General features: G+C 72.7%; 26 protein-coding genes. 20 read left to right on the forward strand and 6 right to left on the reverse strand.

Going from position 1 to position 22,936, the window contains the following annotated elements; translation table 11 throughout:
- Positions 1–78 precede the first annotated feature (78 nt).
- Together ACH427_RS14705 and ACH427_RS14710 are read left to right on the forward strand one after the other, a co-directional pair.
- Complete coding sequence (locus ACH427_RS14705; protein WP_398869825.1) at positions 79–999, forward strand: MEDS domain-containing protein; 921 nt, start codon at positions 79–81, stop codon at positions 997–999.
- Positions 989–1,981 (forward strand): anti-sigma factor RsbA family regulatory protein, encoded by a 993-nt coding sequence (locus ACH427_RS14710; RefSeq protein WP_398869826.1) that lies wholly within the window; start codon positions 989–991, stop codon positions 1,979–1,981. Before ACH427_RS14705 ends, ACH427_RS14710 begins: the two co-directional genes overlap by 11 nt.
- Positions 1,982–2,033: 52 nt before the next feature.
- On the opposite strand, the gene ndgR is transcribed toward ACH427_RS14710, so the two are convergent.
- On the reverse strand, positions 2,034–2,762 hold the full coding sequence (gene ndgR / locus ACH427_RS14715) for an IclR family transcriptional regulator NdgR (protein ID WP_087926089.1): 729 nt from the start codon (positions 2,760–2,762) through the stop codon (positions 2,034–2,036).
- Between the two features lie 129 nt (positions 2,763–2,891).
- On the opposite strand from ndgR, the gene leuC reads away from it, so the two are divergent.
- From leuC to ACH427_RS14735, 4 genes are all read left to right on the forward strand, one after another.
- Positions 2,892–4,325 (forward strand): 3-isopropylmalate dehydratase large subunit, encoded by a 1,434-nt coding sequence (gene leuC / locus ACH427_RS14720; RefSeq protein ID WP_398869827.1) that lies wholly within the window; start codon positions 2,892–2,894, stop codon positions 4,323–4,325.
- A 5-nt stretch (positions 4,326–4,330) separates the two neighbouring features.
- Positions 4,331–4,924 carry a 3-isopropylmalate dehydratase small subunit gene (gene leuD, locus ACH427_RS14725; RefSeq protein ID WP_398869828.1) on the forward strand — a complete coding sequence of 198 codons (594 nt, stop codon included), beginning with the start codon at positions 4,331–4,333 and terminating at the stop codon, positions 4,922–4,924.
- Positions 4,925–5,093: 169 nt separating this feature from the next.
- Entirely contained in the window at positions 5,094–5,339 is a 246-nt protein-coding gene (locus ACH427_RS14730; RefSeq protein WP_398869829.1) for a hypothetical protein, read from the forward strand.
- A 125-nt stretch (positions 5,340–5,464) separates the two neighbouring features.
- Entirely contained in the window at positions 5,465–6,169 is a 705-nt protein-coding gene (locus ACH427_RS14735) for an HU family DNA-binding protein (RefSeq protein ID WP_398869830.1), read from the forward strand.
- An 82-nt stretch (positions 6,170–6,251) separates the two neighbouring features.
- On the opposite strand, the gene ACH427_RS14740 is transcribed toward ACH427_RS14735, so the two are convergent.
- Both ACH427_RS14740 and cofC read right to left on the reverse strand, forming a co-directional pair.
- A complete protein-coding gene (locus ACH427_RS14740) occupies positions 6,252–6,458 on the reverse strand; it encodes a hypothetical protein (RefSeq protein ID WP_398869831.1) in 207 nt (68 codons plus the stop codon).
- Between the two features lie 165 nt (positions 6,459–6,623).
- Positions 6,624–7,289, reverse strand: coding sequence for a 2-phospho-L-lactate guanylyltransferase (gene cofC, locus ACH427_RS14745; RefSeq protein WP_398869832.1), 666 nt, complete (start codon positions 7,287–7,289; stop codon positions 6,624–6,626).
- Positions 7,290–7,449: 160 nt separating this feature from the next.
- Between cofC and ACH427_RS14750 the strand changes: the two genes are divergently transcribed.
- Genes ACH427_RS14750 through ACH427_RS14760 form a run of 3 tightly spaced genes read left to right on the forward strand, consistent with a single transcriptional unit; the run spans position 7,450 to position 10,386 of the window.
- Positions 7,450–8,199: a lysophospholipid acyltransferase family protein gene (locus ACH427_RS14750; protein ID WP_398869833.1), complete on the forward strand. Its 750-nt coding sequence runs from the start codon at positions 7,450–7,452 to the stop codon at positions 8,197–8,199.
- Positions 8,196–9,197, forward strand: coding sequence for an NAD(P)H-dependent glycerol-3-phosphate dehydrogenase (locus ACH427_RS14755; RefSeq protein ID WP_398869834.1), 1,002 nt, complete (start codon positions 8,196–8,198; stop codon positions 9,195–9,197). The genes ACH427_RS14750 and ACH427_RS14755 overlap by 4 nt, the downstream gene beginning before the upstream one ends.
- Before the next feature lie 34 nt (positions 9,198–9,231).
- Complete coding sequence (locus ACH427_RS14760) at positions 9,232–10,386, forward strand: D-alanine--D-alanine ligase family protein (RefSeq protein ID WP_398869835.1); 1,155 nt, start codon at positions 9,232–9,234, stop codon at positions 10,384–10,386.
- Here ACH427_RS14760 and ACH427_RS14765 read toward each other — a convergent pair.
- Both ACH427_RS14765 and ACH427_RS14770 read right to left on the reverse strand, forming a co-directional pair.
- A complete protein-coding gene (locus ACH427_RS14765) occupies positions 10,383–10,889 on the reverse strand; it encodes a DUF3515 domain-containing protein (RefSeq protein WP_398869836.1) in 507 nt (168 codons plus the stop codon). The genes ACH427_RS14760 and ACH427_RS14765 overlap by 4 nt on opposite strands.
- 20 nt (positions 10,890–10,909) lie before the next feature.
- A complete protein-coding gene (locus tag ACH427_RS14770) occupies positions 10,910–11,143 on the reverse strand; it encodes an Lrp/AsnC ligand binding domain-containing protein (RefSeq protein WP_361527676.1) in 234 nt (77 codons plus the stop codon).
- Positions 11,144–11,280: 137 nt separating this feature from the next.
- Here ACH427_RS14770 and ACH427_RS14775 point away from each other — a divergent pair, with 137 nt between their 5' ends.
- Entirely contained in the window at positions 11,281–12,252 is a 972-nt protein-coding gene (locus tag ACH427_RS14775; protein WP_398869837.1) for a thiamine-phosphate kinase, read from the forward strand.
- A gap of 10 nt (positions 12,253–12,262) precedes the next feature.
- A complete protein-coding gene (gene thiD, locus ACH427_RS14780; RefSeq protein ID WP_398869838.1) occupies positions 12,263–13,051 on the forward strand; it encodes a bifunctional hydroxymethylpyrimidine kinase/phosphomethylpyrimidine kinase in 789 nt (262 codons plus the stop codon).
- A gap of 118 nt (positions 13,052–13,169) precedes the next feature.
- Here the strand turns inward: thiD and rpmB are convergent, their stop codons facing one another.
- The gene (rpmB, locus tag ACH427_RS14785; protein WP_087926075.1) at positions 13,170–13,355 is read right to left on the reverse strand and encodes a 50S ribosomal protein L28; all 186 of its coding nucleotides are present in this window, start codon (positions 13,353–13,355) and stop codon (positions 13,170–13,172) included.
- 334 nt (positions 13,356–13,689) lie between these two features.
- Between rpmB and ACH427_RS14790 the strand changes: the two genes are divergently transcribed.
- The 9 genes from ACH427_RS14790 (at position 13,690) to mutM (ending at position 22,902) form a co-directional block, all read left to right on the forward strand.
- Entirely contained in the window at positions 13,690–15,381 is a 1,692-nt protein-coding gene (locus ACH427_RS14790; RefSeq protein ID WP_398869839.1) for a DAK2 domain-containing protein, read from the forward strand.
- Positions 15,382–15,505: 124 nt separating this feature from the next.
- Entirely contained in the window at positions 15,506–17,692 is a 2,187-nt protein-coding gene (recG, locus tag ACH427_RS14795) for an ATP-dependent DNA helicase RecG (protein WP_398869947.1), read from the forward strand.
- Between the two features lie 106 nt (positions 17,693–17,798).
- Complete coding sequence (gene rsmD, locus ACH427_RS14800; RefSeq protein ID WP_398869840.1) at positions 17,799–18,401, forward strand: 16S rRNA (guanine(966)-N(2))-methyltransferase RsmD; 603 nt, start codon at positions 17,799–17,801, stop codon at positions 18,399–18,401.
- A gap of 26 nt (positions 18,402–18,427) precedes the next feature.
- Positions 18,428–18,907, forward strand: a complete 480-nt coding sequence (gene coaD / locus ACH427_RS14805; RefSeq protein ID WP_361527703.1) for a pantetheine-phosphate adenylyltransferase — start codon at positions 18,428–18,430, stop codon at positions 18,905–18,907.
- 99 nt (positions 18,908–19,006) lie between these two features.
- Entirely contained in the window at positions 19,007–20,083 is a 1,077-nt protein-coding gene (locus tag ACH427_RS14810; protein ID WP_398869948.1) for a cell division initiation protein, read from the forward strand.
- A gap of 202 nt (positions 20,084–20,285) precedes the next feature.
- Positions 20,286–20,882: a YceD family protein gene (locus tag ACH427_RS14815; RefSeq protein WP_398869841.1), complete on the forward strand. Its 597-nt coding sequence runs from the start codon at positions 20,286–20,288 to the stop codon at positions 20,880–20,882.
- Between the two features lie 2 nt (positions 20,883–20,884).
- Entirely contained in the window at positions 20,885–21,058 is a 174-nt protein-coding gene (gene rpmF, locus ACH427_RS14820; RefSeq protein WP_030087884.1) for a 50S ribosomal protein L32, read from the forward strand.
- A 19-nt stretch (positions 21,059–21,077) separates the two neighbouring features.
- Complete coding sequence (gene rnc, locus ACH427_RS14825) at positions 21,078–21,908, forward strand: ribonuclease III (protein WP_398869842.1); 831 nt, start codon at positions 21,078–21,080, stop codon at positions 21,906–21,908.
- A 112-nt stretch (positions 21,909–22,020) separates the two neighbouring features.
- Complete coding sequence (mutM, locus tag ACH427_RS14830; protein ID WP_398869843.1) at positions 22,021–22,902, forward strand: bifunctional DNA-formamidopyrimidine glycosylase/DNA-(apurinic or apyrimidinic site) lyase; 882 nt, start codon at positions 22,021–22,023, stop codon at positions 22,900–22,902.
- Positions 22,903–22,936 lie beyond the last annotated feature (34 nt).

The following is a 22,936-nucleotide window of genomic DNA, read 5'->3' on the forward strand; positions in this document are numbered from 1 at the left end:
AAGATGCCTCCCGCATAAGCGGGGGGCATTTTTTCGTGTGGGCTTCCGCAGGCACGTACCGGGCCCGATAATCCACGCATGGCCCATACCGACGGCGCGCGACACCTCGGCGGCACGAGCGGCACGGCCGGCACGGTCCACGTCGGTGACCTCCGCCCCGGCGACCATGTCTGCGCCCTCTACGCCACGGACGAGGAACGGGCGTCGGTCCTGCGGGGATTCCTGCTCGCGGGCCTGGACGCGAAGCACAAGATCCTCTATCTGGCGGGCGCGGACGGCCCCGGGGGGCCGGGAGAGCTGCTGGAGCAGTGCCGCTTCACCGGGCCGCCCCCGGTGCCCGCCGGGCAGCTGGAAGTGCTCCGGGCGGCCGAGCTCGCCCCGCGGCAGGGCGAGTTGGACCCCGAGGCGTTAGTCGGCTCGCTGCGGGCGGCCGTCGACCGCTCCCGCAGCGAGGGCTATTGCGCGCTGCGCGTCACGGGGGATCTGTGCACCGCTCTGTGCGACGGCCGGGACGTCTCCCGGCTGCTGCGCTACGAGGCCCTGCTGGCCGCGGAGTTCGGCGCCGGGGAGGCGCTGGCGGTCTGCCAGTGCGACACCCGCCGCTGCGACCCCGCCGCCCTGGACGCCTTCGCATCGGCTCATCCCAGGAGCGTCGAAGTGGATCCCCTCATCCGCACCGCCGAACTCGTCGTCGTCCGCACCTTCGACCCGCCGGGCCTGCGCATCGAAGGGGTGGTCGACACCGCCTCGCACCGGCACCTGCGCGACGCCCTCCAGTCCGTCGCCTCCGTCCGGGGGGATGTCCGGCTGGAGATGTCGCGAGTGGAATTCCTCGACCTGACGGGGCTGCGGCTGCTGATGACCTTCGCCAGGGCCCGCGCCGCCCGCCACTGCACCGTCGAACTGGCGGGGATGCCACCCCATCTGCTGCACGTCATCACCCTCATCGGCTGGGACCGCACCCCGGGCCTGCGGCTGGGGGCCGCCCATGCCTGCTGAGCACGGGGGGCCCGACGAGCCGGCGGGGCCCGGGCGGGGGTTCGTCCACCACGCCTGTCTGTACGGGAGCGACGCGGAGTTCCTGGCCATGGCGGTGCCCTTCGTCCGCGCCGGGCTGGCCGCCGGGGAACCGGTGCTGGCCGCGACGACGTCCGCCAACATCGAGCTGCTGCGCGCCGCCCTCGGGGACGGCGCGCGCGCCCTGGACACCGCCGAGACCGCGTACTTCGGCCGCAGGCCCGTCGAGCGGGTCCTCGCCTTCCTGCGCTACCACGAGCGCCGTGCCCGGCCCGGCCTGCGCATGCGGATGATCGCCGAGCCGGTGTGGAGCGGCAGATCCGCCCGCCAGAGAGCCGAGTGGAAGCGCATGGAGTCCGGCCTGAACCTGCTGCTGGCCGCGCTGCCGCTGTGGATGGTCTGCCCTTACGACACCCGCACCGTGCCGGCCGACGTGATCGAGGCGGCCTGCGCGACCCATCCCGCACGGCTGGACGGCGAGCACGTGACGCCCTGCGCCGCCTACCGCGACCCGGCGGCTTATACGGCCTCGCCGCCGCCCCCGGACCCCCCGCCGCCGGCCTCGGCCGTCCTGGCCCCGCCGACGGCCGACCCCGCGGCCCTACGCCGCTTCGCCCGTGCCCGGGCCGCCGCCGCGGGCCTGGGCGGCGAGCGGCTCGCCCTGGCCGAGCTCGCCGTCCACGAGGCGGCGGACCACCTGCTGGAGGCCGCCGAGGGCGCGCGGGTCACGCTGAGCGCCTGGCAGGAGCCGGGGGCCCTGGTGTACGACCTGTGGCGCCCCGGACCGCACAGCGCCCCCGTGCCCGCGCTCGCGGGCTATCTCCCGCCCGGGGCGGACCGGGGCGGCGAGGACGGCCTCTGGCTCGCCCGCCGCCTCAGCGACTTCCTGGACGTACGGCTCCGGGACGGCGGCACCAGGATCACCCTGCGCGTAGCCGGCCCGACGGACGCGGAAGCCCTGTGAGGGCGGGCGCCGTGCCCGCCCTCACAGGGCTTCCGTCACGGGGCCCGGCCGGTCAGCCGTTGCGGCGCAGGGCCTCGCTGAGGCGCACGGCCGCGTCGATGACCGCCTGGGCGTGCATCCGGCCCGGGTGCCGGGTGAGGCGCTCGATGGGACCGGAGACCGAGACGGCGGCGACCACGCGGTTGGACGGGCCGCGCACGGGCGCGGAGACCGAGGCGACGCCGGGCTCCCGCTCGCCGATCGACTGGGCCCAGCCGCGCCGCCGCACGCCCGAGAGCGCCGTCGCCGTGAAGCGGGCCCCCTGGAGCCCGCGGTGCAGCCGCTCGGGCTCCTCCCACGCCATCAGCACCTGCGCCGCGGAACCGGCCTTCATCGGCAGCGTCGAGCCGACGGGCACCGTGTCCCGCAATCCGGACAGCCGCTCGGCGGCCGCCACACAGATCCGCATGTCGCCCTGCCGGCGGTAGAGCTGCGCGCTCTCGCCCGTCACGTCCCGCAGGTGCGTGAGCACCGGCCCCGCCGTGGCCAGCAGCCGGTCCTCGCCCGCCGCCGCGGCGAGCTCGCTCAGCCGGGGGCCGAGGATGAAGCGGCCCTGCATGTCCCGCGCCACCATGCGGTGGTGCTCCAGCGCGACCGCCAGCCGGTGCGCCGTCGGGCGCGCGAGCCCGGTCGCCGTGACCAGTCCGGCCAGCGTCGCCGGACCGGACTCCAGCGCGCTCAGAACCAGAGCCGCCTTGTCGAGTACGCCCACACCGCTCGAGGCGCCACCAGAGTTGTCCATGAAACGATACTTGCGTCTCACACTGTGAAACGCAAGTTCAATTTTCCGGCGGACCCGCCAACCTGGGGGGACAGCAACCCACGAGCCATACGAATGGGACCGGCGGCGACGCCGGCCGGAGGGACAGCGATGGGACGGACACTCGCGGAGAAGGTCTGGGACGACCACGTCGTCACGCGCGCCGAGGGCGAGCCCGACCTCCTCTTCATCGACCTGCACCTGCTCCACGAGGTGACCAGCCCGCAGGCGTTCGACGGGCTGCGCAAGGCGGGCCGCCCGGTGCGCCGCCTCGACCTCACCATCGCCACCGAGGACCACAACACGCCCACCCTCGACATCGACAAGCCGATCGCGGACCCCGTCTCCCGCACCCAGCTGGAGACCCTGCGCAAGAACTGCGCGGAGTTCGGCGTGCGGCTGCACCCGCTGGGCGACGTCGAGCAGGGCGTGGTCCACGTCGTGGGACCGCAGCTGGGCCTGACCCAGCCCGGCACCACCGTCGTCTGCGGCGACAGCCACACCTCCACCCACGGCGCCTTCGGCGCGCTGGCGTTCGGCATCGGCACCAGCCAGGTCGAGCACGTCCTCGCGACCCAGACCCTGCCGCTGGCCCCCTTCCGGACGATGGCCGTCACCGTCGAGGGCGAACTGCCCGAGGGCGTCACGGCGAAGGACCTGATCCTGGCGGTCATCGCCCGCATCGGCACCGGCGGCGGCCAGGGTCACGTCATCGAGTACCGCGGCCCGGCCATCGAGAAGCTCTCGATGGAGGCGCGGATGACCGTCTGCAACATGTCCATCGAGGCGGGCGCCCGCGCCGGGATGATCGCCCCCGACGACACCACCTTCGCCTACCTCGAAGGCCGCCCCCACGCACCCCGGGGCGCCGACTGGGACGAGGCCGTCGCCTACTGGCGCACCCTGCGCACCGACGACGACGCCGTCTTCGACCACGAGGTGGTCATCGACGCCACCGAGCTCTCGCCGTTCGTCACCTGGGGGACCAACCCGGGCCAGGGCGCGCCCCTGTCGGCGCACGTCCCGGACCCCGCCTCCTACGCCGACCCCTCCGACCGCTTCGCGGCCGAAAAGGCCCTGGAATACATGGGGTTGACGGTAGGTCAGGCGCTGCGTGACATCAGTGTGGACACCGTCTTCGTGGGCTCCTGCACCAACGGCCGCATCGAGGATCTGCGCGCCGCCGCCGCGGTCCTCGACGGCCGGCAGGTCGCCGACGGTGTCCGGATGCTGGTCGTCCCCGGCTCCGTGCGCGTCTCCCTCCAGGCCGTCGCGGAAGGGCTGGACAAGGTGTTCACCGCCGCCGGGGCCGAATGGCGGCACGCGGGTTGCTCCATGTGCCTGGGCATGAACCCCGACCAACTCGCGCCCGGCGAGAGGTCCGCGTCGACCTCCAACCGCAACTTCGAGGGCAGGCAGGGCAAGGGCGGCCGCACCCACCTGGTCTCGCCCCAGGTCGCCGCCGCCACCGCGGTCCTGGGCCGGCTGGCCTCCCCGGCCGACCTGACCGACGCGTCCGACGTCCGCACTTCCGTAGGGGTCTGAGAGACATGGAAGCCTTTACCACGCACACCGGCCGGGCCGTACCGCTGCGCCGCGGCAACGTCGACACCGACCAGATCATCCCGGCGCACTGGCTCAAGAAGGTCACCCGCGACGGCTTCGAGGACGGGCTCTTCGAGGCGTGGCGCAAGGATCCGGAGTTCGTGCTGAACCGTCCGGAGCGCCAGGGGGCCACCGTCCTGGTCGCGGGCCCCGACTTCGGCACCGGCTCCTCCCGCGAACACGCCGTCTGGGCGCTCCAGAACCACGGCTTCAAGGCGGTCATCTCGTCCCGGTTCGCCGACATCTTCCGCGGGAACTCGCTCAAGAACGGGCTGCTGACCGTCGTCCTGCCGCAGGAGGCCGTCGACGCCCTGTGGCGGCTGACCGAATCCGACCCCACCGCCGAGGTGACGGTCGACCTCGTCGGGCGCCAGGTCCGGGCCGCGGGCATCACGGCTGGTTTTGAGCTTGACGAGAACGCGCGCTGGCGTCTGCTGGAGGGTCTGGACGACATCGGACTGACCCTCCGGCACGAGGCCGACATCGCCGCCTTCGAGGCTCGCAGGCCCGCGTACAAGCCGTCCACGGCCCAGTTCTGACACGGATTTCAGACCCGTTCGGCCCCTGGCCGACACGCTTGCGGGGACCCGGATTTTCGCTGCTCACCCAGGGTTTGACATGATGCGCCCCCTGTCTTCGGACAGGGGGCGCATCGCTTTGTTGAGGCCCTGTGAAGCGACAACTCGCCTCAGATGGCACAATCGGTGCATGGAACGCGGCAGCCAACTCGAGCTTTACCGGCTCGTCGCCGACCAACTCAAGCAAGCGCACACCAGGGTGCGCACACTGCAAGTCCCGGAGGGCGTACGGATGGCGCTGTCCCGGAAGCTGCTGGCCATCACGGCTGCGGCAAAGCACGATCTCTCAGGCGCGGCAAAGCGTCTGGACCGGCTGATGAACGACCTCGACGAGGGCCGTTTCCCCGAAGAGCCCGACCGTGACGGAACTCCGTGATGGTCGAGTTCGTTGCGGCACAAGGGTGATTAGACCGTTTCGTGTTTGATTTGCGGTATATATCTGCCTAACGTGCGAAAAGGCTGGAACGCATTCGTTCCAGCAATGTCTCCGAAGGGGAAGACGTGAACAAGGCGCAGCTCGTTGAAGCGATTGCCGACAAGCTCGGTGGCCGTCAGCAGGCCGCAGACGCGGTCGACGCGGTACTCGACGCGATCGTCCGTGCAGTTGTCGCCGGGGACCGGGTCTCGGTCACCGGCTTCGGCTCGTTCGAGAAGGTCGACCGTCCGGCCCGTTACGCCCGCAACCCGCAGACGGGTGAGCGCGTGCGGGTCAAGAAGACCTCCGTGCCGCGCTTCCGCGCGGGCCAGGGCTTCAAGGACCTGGTGAGCGGCTCGAAGAAGCTGCCGAAGAACGACGTCGCCGTGAAGAAGGCGCCGAAGGGCAGCCTTTCGGGCGGCACCAAGGTGACGGCCAAGGCCGCGGCCAAGAAGGCCACCGCCAAGAAGGTCACCGCGAAGAAGGCCACCCCGGCCGCGAAGAAGACCACGGCGAAGAAGACCACCGCCAAGAAGACGACGGCCACCGCCACCAAGGCCGCCGCGAAGAAGACCACGGCGAAGAAGGCCACCCCGGCCAAGAAGGCCACCACGGCCACCAAGGCCGCCGCCAAGAAGGCCACCACGACGGCCAAGAAGGCGACCGCCACCACCAAGAAGGCGGCTGCGAAGAAGACCGCGCCCGCCAAGAAGGCCACGGCGACCAAGGCTCCGGCGCGCAAGACCACGGCGCGCAAGACCACCGCCAAGAAGGCCGCCGCCAAGAAGTAAGGCTGCGACCGCGTCACGCGCCGGGCCGGGCTCCCTCCGGGGAGCCCGGCCCGCGGTGTGTGCGCGGCCCCTGGAGGGCCGTTCAGAAGGTCTGGAGCGTCACCAGGGAGATGGTCCCGGCGCTCTCGCCCTGACCCGCGTACTCGATCCGCACGCGCTGGCCGGGCCGCAGCAGCCGCAGACCGCCGGCGTCGAACGCCGCGGCGTCGAAGGGCACCGGGGTGCCGTCGTCCAGCAGCACACTGCCGGAGCGGGTCTGAGGGTCGTAGGTGTACGCGGTGGCCTGCATGGGTCGAGCCTACGCCCGCGGCGCCGGGTGGCCCGCCCGTCCCCGGGCCCGGCGGGCGGGAGGAGCCGGGCGGTGGCGGCGAGCGGTGGCCGGGACGCCGGGCGACATCGGGTGACCTGGTGCGGCACCGGGCGGCCTCGGGCGGCTACGGGCGGCGGAGAACCCTCAGGGCACCGCCTGGCCGGCCAGTCCCGGCCCGCCCGCCGGCAGGCCCGCCGCCGCGGCGGCGGTCCGCGGGCCGAGGCCCAGCGCCCGCGCCGCCCGCAGATCGGCCTCCGTGTCCACGTCCTGGCGCACGGAATCGACCCCTGTCAGCTCGATCTCCCGGGCTCCCGACGCACGGTGACGGGCGCGCGAACGGCCCTCGAACGCCGGAGCCAATTCCATTCCGGGAGCCGCCGCGAGAAGCGTCGTCCCGATTCCCGCCGCGTCCGCGAGAAAAGCCCGCGGGAATTCCGCCGCGGAATCGAGCACCCGCCCGAGTTCCACCGGCCGCAGCGCCGGCAGGTCCGCGTTGAGCGTCGCCACCGCGGACCGCGGACTTCTCGCCCGCACGGTGCGCGCGCCGTGCGCCAGCGCGCCGTTCAGCCCGCCGGGCCCCGCCGGCTCGGGCAGCACCCGGGCCCCGAGGGCCGTCAGCTCCGCACCGGCGAGCGGATCGTCCGTGACGACCACCACACCCCCCACCGCCGGACAGGCCAGCGCGGCCGCCACCGTGTCCAGGGCGAAAGCCAGCGCGAGGGCGGGCCGCGGAGCGTGCCCGGTGCCCTCCGCGAGGCGGCTCTTGGCCTGGGACAACGGCTTCAGCGGCACCACCAGGGTCCAGGCCACATCCGCCCCCTCTCTTCGCGTCAGCCTCATTGTCACCCGCTGCCTCAGTCACGCGAGGGGCGCGGGGTTACGGTGTTCTCGACAGACCGGGTACCTGGGGCGACACTTGTGCGGCCCCCGGGTTCATACAGCTCCCAGGTCCCGAGAGAAGGGTGTCCGAGTGTCCCGCCACAGAATCGGCTTCTGGTACCGCTTTACGGCGGTGTTGGCAAAACCGCCGCTCGTGGTTCTGTTCAAGCGGGACTGGCGCGGAATGGAGCACATTCCGGCCGACGGCGGGTTTATCACCGCGGTCAACCACAACTCGTATCTCGACCCGCTCTCCTACGCGCACTTCCAGTACAACACCGGCCGCGTCCCCCGCTTCCTGGCCAAGGCGGCGCTGTTCAAGGGCAGCTTCGTCGGCGCGGTGCTGCGCGGCACCGGGCAGATCCCGGTCTACCGCGAGACCACCGACGCCGCCACCGCCTTCCGGGCCGCCGTCGACGCCATCAACAAGGGCGAGTGCGTGGCCTTCTACCCCGAGGGCACCCTCACCCGCGACCCCGAGATGTGGCCGATGGAGGGCAAGACCGGCGCCGCCCGTGTGGCACTGCTCACCCAGGCGCCCGTCATCCCGGTCGCCCAGTGGGGCGCCAACGAGGCCATGCCGCCGTACGCCAAGGAGAACAAGCTCCGGCTCTTCCCCCGCAAGACGCTCAAGGTCCTCGCGGGCCCGCCCGTCGACCTCTCCGCGTACTACGGCAAGGAACCCACCGCCGAGGTGCTGCGCGCCGCCACCGACGAGATCATGGCCGCCATCACCGCCCTCCTCGCCGAACTCCGCGGCGAGAGTGCCCCCGCCGAGCCGTACAACCACCGCAAGGCGCGCGCCGCGGCCCGCCGCCAGGCCCAGGAGGACACCAAGTGACGCGCTGCGCCGTCTACGGCACCGGATCCTGGGGCACCGCCTTCGCGATGATCCTCGCCGACGCGGGCTGCGAGGTGACGATGTGGGGCCGCCGGGAGTCCCTGGTGACGGCGATCAACACCACCCGCGTCAACGCCGACTACCTCCCGGGCACCGAGCTCCCCGCGGGCGTGCGGGCCACCACCGACCCCGCCGAGGCCGCCGCCGGCGCGGACTTCACCGTCCTCGCCGTGCCCTCGCAGACCCTGCGCGGCAATCTCACGGAGTGGGCGCCCCTGCTGGCCGCCGACACCGTCCTCGTCTCGCTGATGAAGGGCGTCGAACTGGGCACCGCCAAGCGGATGAGCGAGGTCGTCGAGGAGGTCGCCAAGGTCTCCGCCGACCGCGTCGCCGTCCTCACCGGGCCCAACCTCGCCAAGGAGATCGCCGCCAGGCAGCCCGCCGCGGCCGTCGTCGCCTGCCGGGACGAGACCGTGGCCAAGCGGCTCCAGGCGGCCTGCCACACCCCGTACTTCCGCCCGTACACCAACACCGACGTCGTCGGCTGCGAACTGGGCGGCGCCGTCAAGAACGTCATCGCGCTCGCCGTCGGCATCGCCGACGGCATGGGCCTCGGTGACAACGCCAAGGCGTCGCTCATCACCCGCGGCCTGGCCGAGACGACCCGGCTCGGCCTCGCCATGGGCGCCGACGCGCACACCTTCGCCGGCCTCGCCGGGATGGGCGACCTCGTGGCCACCTGCTCCTCGCCGCTCTCCCGCAACCACACCTTCGGCACCAACCTCGGCCGCGGCATGACCCTCGCCGAGACCATCGCGGTCACCAAGCAGACCGCCGAGGGCGTCAAGTCCTGTGAGTCCGTGCTGGATCTGGCGCGCAGGCACGACGTCGACATGCCGATCACGGAGACCGTCGTGGAGATCGTCCACGAGGGGAAGCCGCCGCTGGTGGCCCTCAAGGAGCTGATGTCGCGCAGCGCCAAGCCCGAGCGGCACTGACTCACCCCGTACCACCAGGTAGTCTCGTCGCGATATGAGCAGCGAGACCACCACCCAGAGCCCTGACCGGAGCCGTAAGCCGCGCATCGCGGTCGTGTTCGGCGGTCGCAGTTCCGAGCACGCGATCTCGGTCGTCACCGCCGGCGCCGTCATGGGCGCCATCGACCGTACGAAGTACGACGTGCTGCCGATCGGCATTACCACCGACGGCCGTTGGGCGCTCACCGCCGACGACCCCGAGCGGATGGCCATCGCCGGCCGCACGCTGCCGAGCGTCGCCGAGCTCGACCGCTCGCCCGACGGCACCGTGGTGCTGCCGGTCGACCCCGCCTCCCGCGAGGTCGTCTACACCGAGCCGGGCACCGTCCCCAAGGCGCTGGGCGAGGTCGACGTCGTCTTCCCCGTGCTGCACGGCCCGTACGGCGAGGACGGCACCCTCCAGGGCATGCTGGAGCTCTCCGGCATCCCCTACGTGGGCGCCGGTGTGCTCGCCTCGGCCGTCGGCCAGGACAAGGAGTACATGAAGCGGGTCTTCATCTCCTACGGCCTGCCCGTCGGTCCGTACGAGGTGGTCCGCCCGCGCGAGTGGCAGGCCGACGCCGCCGCCGCCCGCAAGAAGATCGTCGACTTCGCCGGTGAGCACGGCTGGCCGCTCTTCGTGAAGCCCGCCCGCGCCGGTTCCTCCATGGGCATCACCAAGGTCGACGACCTCGCCGGCCTGGACGACGCCATCGCCGAGGCCCAGCGCCACGACCCCAAGATCATCGTGGAGTCGCTGCTGCGCGGCCGGGAGATCGAGTGCGGCGTGCTGGAACTCGCGGACGGGCCGCGCGCGAGCGTCCCGGCCGAGATCCCGCCGGTCACCGCCCACGACTTCTACGACTTCGAGGCGAAGTACATCGACTCCGCCGCGGGCATCGTCCCGGCGCCGCTGACGCCGGAGCAGACGGCGCGCGTCCAGGAGCTGGCCGTCCAGGCATTCGACGCCGTCTCCTGCGAGGGCCTGGTCCGCGCGGACTTCTTCCTCACCGAGGACGGCGAGTTCGTCATCAACGAGATCAACACCATGCCCGGCTTCACGCCCATCTCGATGTACCCGCGGATGTGGCAGGAGAGCGGCATGAGCTACCCCGAGCTGGTCGACGCGCTGATCCAGGCGGCGCTGCGCCGCTCCACGGGCCTGCGCTAGTCGACGTAGCCGAAGGGGATCGTCTTCTTGACGGCGTCGGCGAGATCGGTGAGCGCACCGAGATCGCCGGCGTCACCGACGACCTTCTTCGGCAGCGTCACCTCCACCCACACCTCGCGGTGCACGGTGGTGCAGCGGATGCTCCCGTCGGACTGCCGCTCCGGCAGCCACTCCACACCGTCGGCCTCGACCGAGCCCGTGGAGGGCGCGTACGTCCTGGACCCCTCCCGGATGATCTCGGGGCGCCGCACCCCGCAGCGCAGCGCGATCGGCGGGTCGCCCCAGACAGCGGTGAAGTCCGAGACGGGAGCGGCAGCGCGCCGCTTCATCCCGTCCACGGACTCCGGAAGTGCCTTGTGCAGTGCCCGGCAGGGCTCGACCGCCCGCGCCGGCGGCGTGGGAACCGCGGGGCCCGCCGTGTCGTTGCCCGAGGAACAGCCAACGGCGGCGAACAGTACGACGACAGCGGGCAGGCCGAGCGACCGGCGGGGCGAGAACTTCACCGGGCGAGCATACGGGGGACCTACAGATGGACGACCGGGCAGGTCAGTGTGCGGGTGATGCCCTCCACCTGCTGGACTTTCGCGACCACCATCCGGCCGAGCTCGTCGACCGTCTCGGCCTGGGCGCGCACGATGACGTCGTACGGACCGGTCACGTCCTCGGCCTGGATCACTCCCGTGATCTTTCCGATGACTTCGGCCACGGTCGACGCTTTGCCGACCTCGGTCTGGATCAGGATGTACGCCTGTACCACGGAACCTCCAGGGCGGCTACGAGGATCATGTGGGGAGAAGAGACGCCACGGTACCGCGTCGCCGTACGGCGCGGGGAGACCCGCGCTGACCGCGCGGCGCGGCGAATGTCACAACCGATACTCCTAGGAGGAGCTCAGTGAAAGGCACCGTGGGCGAGTTGGGGGAGTTCGGGCTCATCAGAGAGCTTACTTCCCGGCTCACCACCACCCCGGCGGTCCGGCTCGGGCCGGGTGACGACGCCGCGGTGGTCGCCGCGCCCGACCGGAGGGTCGTGGCGAGTACGGACGTGCTGCTGGAAGGGCGGCACTTCCGTCGCGACTGGTCCACGGCGTACGACGTCGGCCGCAAGGCCGCCGCGCAGAACCTCGCCGACATCGCCGCCATGGGCGCGGTCCCCACCGCCGTCCTGCTCGCCCTCGTCGTGCCCGCCGAACTGCCCGCCACCTGGCCGACCGAGCTGATGGACGGCATCCGCGACGAGTGCCAGGTCGCGGGCGCCGCCGTGGTCGGCGGCGACGTGGTGCGCGGTGACACCATCACCGTGGCCATCACGGCCCTGGGCGACCTGCGCAACCACGAGCCGGTCACCCGCTCCGGCGCACAGCCCGGCGACGTCGTCGCGGTCACCGGCTGGCTCGGCTGGTCCGCCGCCGGACTCGCCGTGCTCGTCCGGGGCTTCCGCTCGCCGCGCGCCTTCGTCGAGGCCCACCGGCGCCCGGAGCCGCCCTACCACGCGGGCCCCGCCGCCGCCGGGCTCGGCGCCACGGCGATGACCGATGTCAGCGACGGCCTGATCGCCGACCTCGGGCACATCGCCGAGGCCAGCAAGGTCCGCATCGACCTGCGGACCGCCGCGATCGATGTGCCCACCCAGATGTCCGACATCGGGCAGGCGGTCGGCGTCGACCCCCTGCAGTGGGTGCTCACGGGGGGAGAGGACCACGCCATCGTGGCCACCTTCCCGCCGGATGTGAAGCTCCCGGCCCGCTGGAAGGTCATCGGCGAGGTCGTCAGCCCCTCCGCGCTCCCGCAGGTGACCGTCGACGGCGCCCCCTGGGACAAGACCGGCGGCTGGGACCACTTCGGCGACGCCGAGCCCGACGAGTAGATTCGGCGGCATGCCGATACCTCCACGCGTGCTGACCGTCGCCGGATCCGACTCCGGCGGCGGTGCGGGCATCCAGGCCGACCTCAAGACGATGCTCGCCCTCGGCGTGCACGGCATGAGCGTGCTCACCGCCGTCACCGCGCAGAACTCCCGCGGGGTGCAGGGCGCCTGGGAACTGCCCGCCGAGGCGGTGCGCGCGCAGTACCGCAGCGTCGTCGACGACATCGGCGTCCAGGCCGTGAAGACCGGCATGCTCGCCTCGGCCGGGCTCGTGGAGACCGTCGCGGAACTCCTCACCGGACTCGACGCCCCCGTGGTCGTCGACCCGGTGGGCATCTCCAAGCACGGCGACCCCCTGCTCGCCGCCTCCGCGCTCGACGCGCTGCGTACGAAGCTGCTGCCCGTGGCGACCGTCGCGACCCCCAACCTCGACGAGGCCGCCTGGCTCACCGGCGTCCACGTCACCACGGAGGCCGGCCTGCGCCGGGCCGCCGACGCGGTGCTCGCCTTCGGGCCGGAGTGGGCCCTCGTCAAGGGCGGCCACCTCGACGGCGCCGAGGCCGTCGATCTGCTGACCGACGGCACCGAGGAACACTGGCTGCGCGCCCCCCGCCACGACAACCGCCACACACACGGCACCGGCTGCACCCTCGCCAGCGCCGTCGCGGCGGAACTGGCCAAGGGGAGCGGGGTGCCGGAGGCCGTCGCCGCGGCCAAGGACTACGTCACGGGCGCCATCGCCGCGGGCTTCCCGCTGGGCGCCGGGATCGGCCCCGTGGACCACGGCTGGCGCCTCTAGACGACGAAGGCTCCCGGGGCAGTGCCCCGGGAGCCGTGCGGGCCGCGTCCGGACATGCGAAAAACCGGCCCACCCACAGGTGGACCGGTGTCCGCTTGCGCGGGAAAGATCACGCGTTTCAGCGCGAGACCTTGCCGGCCTTGATGCACGAGGTGCAGGCGTTGATCCGCTTCGGCGTGCGCCCGATCACTGCGCGCACCCGCTGGATGTTGGGGTTCCAACGACGGGGGGTACGGCGGTGCGAGTGCGAAATAGCGTTGCCGAAGCCCGGCCCCTTGCCGCAGACGTCGCAGTTGGCAGCCACGGGTTACTCCAAAGACGGGTCATCCCCACTTGCGCGGGAACAACAGGCACGTACGGTGAATCCCTGCGTGCCGAAATCTGAGTGACCGGCAGTATCAGGGGATGTTCCTGATTTACATCAGGCAACCGGAGCAGCATACATCGGCTGCTCCCGTACAACGAAACTACCATGGCCGCCCGTGACCGGCCGGGCCCGTACCGGCGGCCCGCGGCTCCCCGTCCAGGCCCCTCCCGGCCCTGTCCGCGGGGTTCCCGCCGGCCGCCCGCACCGGCCCGCCGCGGGACTACGCTGCCGGTCACTGCCCACCGCCCCGAGGAGTCCGAGGAGGACACAGGTGCCGCACACGCTGGACGCCACCGCGGTACGCACCTGGTGCGCTCTGGCCCTCGACGCGCTCGGGCGGGCCCGCGAGGAGATCGACGCGATCAACGTCTATCCGGTCGCGGACGGCGACACCGGCACCAACCTCTACCTGACCGTCGAGTCCGCCGCCCGCGCCGTCGAGGCGGTCTTCGACGGCCACGCCACGGCGGGCCCCGCCGCCCGGGACCGGCTCCCCGGCCTGGCCGACGCCGTACGGGCCATGGCCCACGGCGCCCTCATAGGCGCGCGCGGCAACTCCGGCACGATCCTGGCCCAGCTCCTGCGCGGCATGGCGGAGGTGCTCGCCGCCGAGGAGCCTCCCGGCGGCCCCGACGGCGGGGAGGCGCTGCGCGCGGCGCTGCGACGGGCCGTCGCGTCCGCGTACGAGGGCGTGGCCCGGCCCGTCGAGGGCACGGTGCTCACGGTCGCCGCGGCCGCGGCGAAGGCCGCCTCGAACGCTCCCGGCGGCGCCCCGGAAGTGGCCCGCGCCGCGGACGAGGCGGCCCGCGCCGCCCTCGCGGTCACCCCCGGTCAGCTGGACGTCCTCGGCCGGGCGGGCGTCGTCGACGCGGGCGGCCTCGGCCTGGTGGAGGTCCTGGGGGCGCTGTCCCGCGCGCTGTCCGGCGAGAGCGCCCCGCCCGAGGCCCGCCGCGAGCGCGGCCACCGCGCCGGCCGGCAGGATGCCGGAGGCGAGGCGCCGGCCACGCGCGCGTGGTGCACGGAAACGGAACCCACGACAGGCTGCCGCCCTGCCCCCGCCTTCGAGGTGATCTACCTCCTGGACGCCGACGACACCGCCGTCGCCCGCCTGCGGACCCGGCTCGACGCGCTCGGCGACTCGCTCGTCGTCGTCGGCGGCGACGGCCTGTGGAACGTCCACGTGCACGTCGACGACGCCGGAGCGGCCGTCGAGGCCGGGATCGAGGCCGGGCGTCCGCACCGCGTCCGCATCACCCACTTCGGCCCCGCGGCCGGGACCGCGGCCCGCACGCGGGAGCCCGTACAGCGCGCCGTGGTCACCGTCGTGCCCGGGGACGGGCTGGCCGGGCTGTGCGGGGAGGCCGGTGCCACCGTCGTCCCCGCCGGGCCGGGCGAACCGCCCGCCAGCGGCGAGCTGGTCGCGGCCATCCGGCGCGCGCACGCCCGCGAGGTGGTGCTCCTGCCCAACGACCCCGAGCTGCGCCACACCGCGGCGGCCGCCGCCGAGCAGGCCCGCACCGAAGGCGTACGCGTCGCCCTCATCCCGACCCGCTCCGCGGTCCAGGGCATCGCCGCGCTCGCCGTCCACGAGCCGGAGCGGGGCTTCGACGAGGACGTCGTCGCCATGACCGCCGCCGCGGGCGCCACCCGCTACGCCGAACTGGCCGTCGCCGAGCGGCAGTCCTGGACCATGGCCGGCGTCTGCCAGGCCGGGGACGTGCTCGGCCTCATCGACGGCGACGTGGCCGTCATCGGCACGGAGCTCGCCGGGACCGCCGAGACCGTCCTGGACCGCATGCTCGCCGCGGGCGGCGAGATGGTCACCCTGGTCCTCGGCGCGGGCGTCCCCGGCTCCGTCGCGGACCGCCTGGAGCGGCACGTACGCGAGGGCCACCTCGCCGTGGACACGGTGGTCTACCGCGGGGGCCAGCAGGCGGCGCCGCTGCTCATCGGCGTCGAGTGACGCGCTGTACCCGCCCCGGCGCGGCGGAGGAGCGTGGTTTGTCAGTGCCGTGGTGTGCAATAGGGGCGTGCCCGCGCTAGACGAACCCCTGAAGAAGATCCTCGGCGGCAACACCGCGAAGGTGATGGCCGAGCACCTCGACCTGCACACGGCCGGCGACCTGCTGCACCACTATCCGCGCCGCTACGCCGAGCGCGGCGAGCTGACCCGGCTCGCCGACCTGCCGCTCGACGAGCACGTCACCGTCGTCGCCCAGGTCGCCAAGGCCGCCATGAAGACCTTCAACCACGGCAAGGGCGTCCGCCTGGAGGTCGTGGTCACCGACGGCAGCGGCGCGCTGACCCTCGTCTTCTTCGGCCGCGGCGCCTACGCGCGGGAGATGGAACTGCTGCCCGGCCGCCGGGGGATGTTCGCGGGCAAGGTCTCCCTCTTCAACCACACCCGTCAACTCCTGCACCCCGACTACGAACTGCTCGACAAGGAGAGCGGCGCCGACGCCGCCGAGTCCTTCGCCGGGAAGCTCCTGCCGATCTATCCGGCGTGCAAGCAGTTCCAGTCCTGGAAGCTGACCAAGGCCGTCGACACCCTGCTCGACCTCTTCGAGGCCGAGCACTGGCAGGGCCTCGCCGACCCGCTGCCCCCGGCGCTGCGTGACGGCCGGGGCCTCGCCGGGCTCCCCGACGCCTTCCGCAAGGTCCACCGCCCGCGCTCGAAGGCCGACATCGAGGACGCGCGGGCCCGCCTGAAGTGGGACGAGGCGTTCGTCCTCCAGGTCGCCCTCGCCCGCCGCCGGCACGCCGACTCCCAACTGCCCGCCGTCGCGCGCAAACCCGTGCCCGGCGGCCTCCTCGACGCCTTCGACGCGAAGCTCCCCTTCACCCTCACCGACGGCCAGCTCAAGGTCTCCGCGGAGATCTTCACCGACCTCGCCGCCGAACACCCCATGCACCGCCTCCTCCAGGGGGAGGTGGGCAGCGGCAAGACCATGGTCGCCCTCCGGGCCATGCTCGGGGTCGTCGACGCCGGCGGGCAGGCCGCGATGCTCGCGCCCACCGAGGTGCTCGCCCAGCAGCATCACCGGTCGGTCACCGAGATGATGGGCGAGCTCGCCGAAGGGGGCCTGCTCGGCGGCGCCGAGCAGGGCACCAAGGTGGTGCTGCTCACCGGCTCCATGGGGACGGCGGCCCGGCGGCAGGCCCTGCTCGACCTGGTCACCGGCGAGGCCGGCATCGTCATCGGCACCCACGCGCTGATCGAGGACAAGGTGCGGTTCCACGACCTCGGCCTCGTCGTCGTGGACGAACAGCACCGCTTCGGTGTCGAGCAGCGCGACGCGCTCCGCTCCAAGGGCAAGCGGCCGCCCCACCTGCTGGTGATGACCGCGACCCCGATCCCGCGCACCGTCGCCATGACCGTCTTCGGCGACCTGGAGACCTCGGTGCTCGACCAGCTCCCCGCCGGGCGCTCGCCCATCGCCACCCACGTCGTGCCCGCCAAGGACAAGCCGCACTTCCTGGCCCGCGCCTGGGAGCGGGTGCGCGAGGAGACCGAGGGCGGCCACCAGGCGTACGTGGTCTGCCCGCGCATCGGCGACGACATCGCGGACGAGGGCGACAGTCCCAAGGCCGCCAAGGCCCCCAAATCCCGCAAGAAGTCCGAGGAGGGCGAGCCGTCCGCCGAGGACCTGGCCGAGAAGCGCCCGCCCCTCGCCGTCCTCGACATCGCCGCGCAGCTGGGCGCGGGGCCCCTGCGCGGGCTGCGCGTGGAGGTGCTGCACGGCCGGATGCAGCCGGAGGCGAAGGACGACGTCATGCGCCGCTTCGCCGCCGGCGAGGTCGACGTGCTCGTCGCCACGACCGTCATCGAGGTCGGGGTGAACGTGCCCAACTCCACCGTCATGGTGATCATGGACGCGGACCGGTTCGGCGTCTCCCAGCTCCACCAGCTGCGCGGCCGGGTGGGCCGCGGCTCGGCGCCCGGCCTGTGCCTGCTGGTCAGCGAGATGCCCGAGGCGAGCCCCGCGCGCGCCCGGCTGGCCGCCGTGGCCGCCACCCTCGACGGCTTCGAGCTCTCCCGCATCGACCTGGAGCAGCGCCGCGAGGGCGACGTCCTCGGCCAGGCGCAGTCCGGTGTCCGGTCGTCGCTGCGGATGCTCACGGTCATCGAGGACGAGGAGGTCATCGCCGCCGCCCGCGAGGAGGCCGCCGCGGTGGTCGCCGCGGATCCCGAGCTGACACGACTGCCCGAGCTGCGCACGGCGTTGGAGGCGCTGCTGGACCGCGAGCGCGAGGAGTATCTGGACAAGGGCTGAGACGGGGGCGCCCGGCGGGCGTGGGTGAGCGGGCCCCGCACGTTCTAGGCTGAGTGGACGGCGGGCCCACCGGCCCGCCGACCGACCGCGAAGGACCGAGGACCCCATGACCCGCGTGATCGCCGGTACCGCCGGCGGACGCCGCCTGGCCGTGCCGCCCGGCACCGGCACCCGCCCGACCTCCGACCGGGCGCGCGAGGGCCTGTTCTCCACCTGGGAATCGCTCTTCGGTCCCCTGGAGGGCACCCGGGTGCTGGATCTGTACGGCGGCTCCGGCGCGGTCGGCCTGGAGGCCCTCTCGCGCGGCGCCGCGCACGTCCTCCTGGTGGAGGCCGACGCCCGCGCGGTCCGCACGATCCGCGACAACGTCCGCGCCGTGGGGCTGCCGGGTGCCGAGGTGCGCGCGGGCAAGGCCGCGCAGGTCGTCGCCGGGCCGGTGCCCGCCGCCCCGTACGACGTGGTCTTCCTCGACCCGCCCTACGCCGTCGGGAACGACGATCTCCGCGAGATTCTCCTCACACTCCGTGCCCAGGGCTGGCTTGCGGACGACGCGCTGGTCACCGTGGAGCGCAGCACCAGGGGCGGGGAGTTCCCCTGGCCGGACGGCTTCGAGCCCCTGAGGGCCCGTCGCTACGGCGAGGGAACGCTTTGGTACGGTCGCGCCGCCTCGACGTGCGCCGAAGAGACGACATCTCCCCGCGCGTCATGAATGGACCGGAGAGCGAGGAACCACAGTTGCGCCGCGCCGTCTGTCCGGGGTCGTTCGACCCCGTCACCAATGGACACCTCGACATCATCGCCCGCGCTTCCAAGCTGTACGACGTCGTGCACGTCGCCGTGATGATCAACAAGTCGAAGCAGGGCCTGTTCACCGTCGACGAGCGCATCGACCTGCTCCGCCAGGTCACGGCGGAGTACGGCAACGTCGAGGTGGAGGCGTTCCACGGGCTGCTCGTCGACTTCTGCAAGCAGCGCGACATCCCCGCCATCGTGAAGGGCCTGCGGGCGGTCAGCGACTTCGACTACGAGCTCCAGATGGCCCAGATGAACAACGGGCTGTCGGGCGTGGAGACCCTCTTCGTCCCCACCAACCCCACCTACAGCTTCCTGTCCTCCAGCCTGGTCAAGGAGGTCGCGGCCTGGGGCGGCGACGTCTCCCACCTGGTGCCTCCGCTGGTGCTGGAGGCGCTCGGCGAGCGGCTCGGCCGGGACTGACGGGCTGACAGCCCGTCACCCGGTGTCGGGCGAGGGGCGACTGGCCGTACAGTCGTCCCCGTTCGTGCCCATCGTCAGAAGAGAGTGGCGAGCGCCAAGGTGGACGTGCAGAAGAAGCTCGACGAGATCGTCCGGGCGGTCTCCGGCGCCCGGTCCCTGCCCATGTCGGCCTCCTGCGTCGTCAACCGGGCCGAGCTGCTCGCCCTGCTGGAAGAGGTGCGGGCCGCCCTGCCCGACTCCCTGGCCAGGGCCGAGGAGCTGATCGGGGGCCGGGAGCGGCTCGTCGCCGACGCCCGCGAGGAGGCCGAGCGGATCATCGAGTCGGCCCGCGCCCACCGCGGCTCGCTGATCTCCCACACCGAGGTCGCCCGCCAGTCCCAGGAGGAGGCCGACCGCATCCTCGCGGAGGCCCGCCGGGAGGCCGAGGAGATCCGCGCCGAGGCCGACGACTACGTCGACGGCAAGCTCGCCAATTTCGAGGTCGTCCTCACGAAGACCATCGGCTCCGTCGACCGCGGCCGGGAGAAGCTGCTGGGCCTGCCGGGTGCGGACGGCCAGGACGCGGAGGAGCCGGACGACGGCCCCGAGCGCAGCTCGGACCCCGGGCTCCAGCGGCAGCGCGCCGACGCCTACGTCGACGCCAAGCTCGGCGCGGTCGCGGCCGTGCTGGCCAAGACCCTCGAGGCCGTCGGCCGGGGCCGGGAGAAGCTGACCGGAGCCCGCCCGACGGACGAGCTGGGCGCCCACATGGCCGCCCAGGACGGCCTCCCCGGCGGCCGCCACACCAGCGACGCCGACTTCCTCGCCGAGCTGGCCGCCCCCCAGGAGCCCGCCGGTCCGCCGCCCGCGCCCGCGCAGCCGGACTACTACCCGGCCCAGGGCTACGAGCCCGACCCGTACGCCTACCAGGCGTCCTACGGGCAGCCCGACCCGTACGCGGTCCAGGGCGGCTACGCGCAGCACGACCCCTACGCCTGGCCCGCCCCGGCCGCCTCGGGGGGCTACGACCAGCACGGCGGGTACCCCGCTCCGGTGGGCCACCAGGACCACGAGCAGCGGCCTCCGCAGGACCCGCGGCACCAGCCGTCCCAGCAGCCCCAGCTCGACGAGACGAGTCTCTTCGACACGAGCATGATCGACCTCGATCAGCTCCGCCGGTACGAGCAGGGGCGCTGACCCGCCGCGGGGCGGCGTCGGCCGGGGTCCTGGCCGGTCGCCGATTGGGTGTACGGCGGCCCGTCGAGTATTCTGGCTCTTCGGTCGCGTGTGCATTCGCGATCAGGGCTGCCCGGGACGCGTTTTCCGCGTCGGGCGGCCGTCGCCGCAGCGTAGAAAGCAGGAAACCCTGAACGCCCACCTTGATCACCGTTCCCCTCTCGTGTTCGACACACGCGAGCTGGGCCGGCGTCCCGGTGCGCTGAAGCGGGTCTCCCGTTCGATCGAGGCGCCCGCCGATCTCGGTATCGAGGTCATCGGGGTCGCCGAGGGCGCGACGGTGGAAATCGACCTCCGCCTGGAGTCGGTCATGGAAGGGGTGCTTGTCACAGGCACCGCCCGTGCACCGCTGACAGGGGAGTGCGTAAGGTGTCTGGAGCCGCTGGAGCGAGAGCTCGAAGCGGACTTCCAGGAGATGTTCTCCTACCCCGACGCCGACGCCCGGAGCCGCACCGCGGACACGGACGACGACGCCGAGGACGACGAGGAGGACATGCTCTTCCTCGAGGACGACCTGTTCGACCTCGAACCCGTGCTGCGTGACGCGGTGGTGCTCGCACTGCCGCTGCAGCCGGTGTGCCAGGAAGACTGCCCTGGTCTGTGCTCCGAGTGCGGAGCGCGGCTGGCGGACGACCCGGAGCACCACCATGAGTCCGTCGACATTCGTTGGGCGGCACTGCAGGGACTCGCCGGGTCCAACCAGGACGGCGAGATGGACAACGCACCCCGCTCCGGCGGGGATGACTCACAGGAGAAGTAGCCGTGGCTGTTCCGAAGCGGAAGATGTCGCGCAGCAACACGCGCCACCGCCGGTCGCAGTGGAAGGCTGCGGTCCCCACCCTGGTGGCATGCGCTAGCTGCCACGAGCCGAAGCTGCAGCACATCGCGTGCCCGAGCTGCGGCACCTACAACAAGCGCCAGGTCCTCGAGGTCTGATCGGCGGGTGACAGGCTCAATGTCAGACGCCATTACGCCGAAGAAGGCGCCGGCGGACACGGCCTCGTCTCACACGCTTCTGGAAGGGCGGCTCGGGTACAGACTCGAGACCGCCCTTCTGGTGCGTGCGCTGACTCACCGTTCCTTCGCGTACGAGAACGGCGGGCTGCCCACCAACGAGCGGCTGGAGTTCCTCGGTGACTCCGTGCTCGGCCTGGTGGTCACCGACACGCTGTACCGCATCCACCCCGACCTGCCCGAGGGCCAGCTGGCCAAGCTGCGGGCCGCGGTGGTCAACTCCCGCGCGCTGGCGGAGGTCGGCCGCGGTCTCGACCTCGGCTCCTTCATCCGGCTCGGCCGGGGCGAAGAGGGCACGGGCGGCCGGAACAAGGCGTCCATCCTCGCGGACACGCTGGAAGCCGTGATCGGGGCGGTCTATCTCGACCAGGGCCTCGAGGCCGCCGGGGAACTGGTGCACAGGCTCTTCGATCCGCTGATCGAGAAGTCCTCCAACCTCGGTGCGGGCCTGGACTGGAAGACCAGCCTCCAGGAACTGACCGCCACGGAGGGCCTGGGCGTCCCGGAGTATCTCGTCTCCGAGACCGGCCCCGACCATGAGAAGACCTTCACGGCTGCTGCCCGCGTCGGTGGTGTCGCGTACGGCACCGGCACCGGCCGCAGCAAGAAGGAAGCGGAGCAGCAGGCGGCGGAAGCCGCCTGGCGCGCCATCCATGAAGCGGCGGAGGCGCGGGCCAAGGCCACGGCCGAAGCCGCCCCGGAGGCCACGGCCACCGGGACCGACCCGGCGGCTTCCGAGCCCGCCGACGGTGTGCAGGGCGCGTCGCACTGACGCGTGTTCGTCCGTGATCGCCGGGCGGGTCCTCAAGACCCGCCCGGCGATCACGTTTCACCGAGTGCCCGGGCGCGGCCCTGGCGAACCCTTGCGAAGGAGTACCGCTGCCGTGCCCGAACTGCCCGAGGTCGAGGTCGTACGGCGCGGTGTGGCGCAGTGGGTCAGCGGGCGCACCATCGCCGACGTGGCGGTGCTGCACCCCCGGGCGATCCGCCGTCACCTGGCCGGGCCCGACGACTTCGCCGCCCAGCTGACCGGGCGCACGCTCGGCACCGCGCACCGCCGCGGCAAGTATCTCTGGGTGCCACTGGAAGCACCCGGGCAGGACGCTCCCGACCGGTCCCTGCTCGCCCACCTCGGGATGAGTGGCCAACTCCTCGTCCAGCCGGGGGAAGCGCCCGACGAGAAGCACCTGCGGATCCGGATCCGCTTCGCCGACACCCTCCCCACCGAGCTGCGCTTCGTCGACCAGCGCACCTTCGGCGGCCTTTCGCTGCACGAGCCCGTGCCGGGCGACCCCGACGGGCTGCCCGACGTCATCGCGCACATCGCCCGCGACCCGCTCGACCCCGCCTTCGACGAGGCCGCGTTCCACGCCGCACTGCGCCGCCGCCGTACGACCGTCAAGCGGGCCCTGCTCGACCAGTCGCTGATCAGCGGCGTCGGCAACATCTACGCCGACGAGGCGCTGTGGCGCTCCCGGCTGCACTACGACCGCCCGACCGCGACGCTGACCCGCCCGCGCAGCGCGGAACTGCTCACGCACATCCGTGAGGTCATGAACGAGGCGCTCGCCGTCGGCGGCACGAGCTTCGACAGCCTCTACGTCAACGTCAACGGTGAATCCGGCTATTTCAACCGGTCGTTGGACGCGTACGGCCGTGAGGACGAGCCGTGCCGCCGCTGTGGCACGCCGATGCGACGGCGCCCGTGGATGAATCGCTCCAGCTACTTCTGCCCCCGCTGCCAGCGCCCGCCGCGCGGGGTCTGACGCCGGCGGCGGGGCGCGCGCTCCTTCGTGCCCA

This window comes from Streptomyces sp. NPDC020379, from assembly GCF_044387105.1.
Classification (GTDB): Bacteria; Actinomycetota; Actinomycetes; order Streptomycetales; family Streptomycetaceae; genus Streptomyces.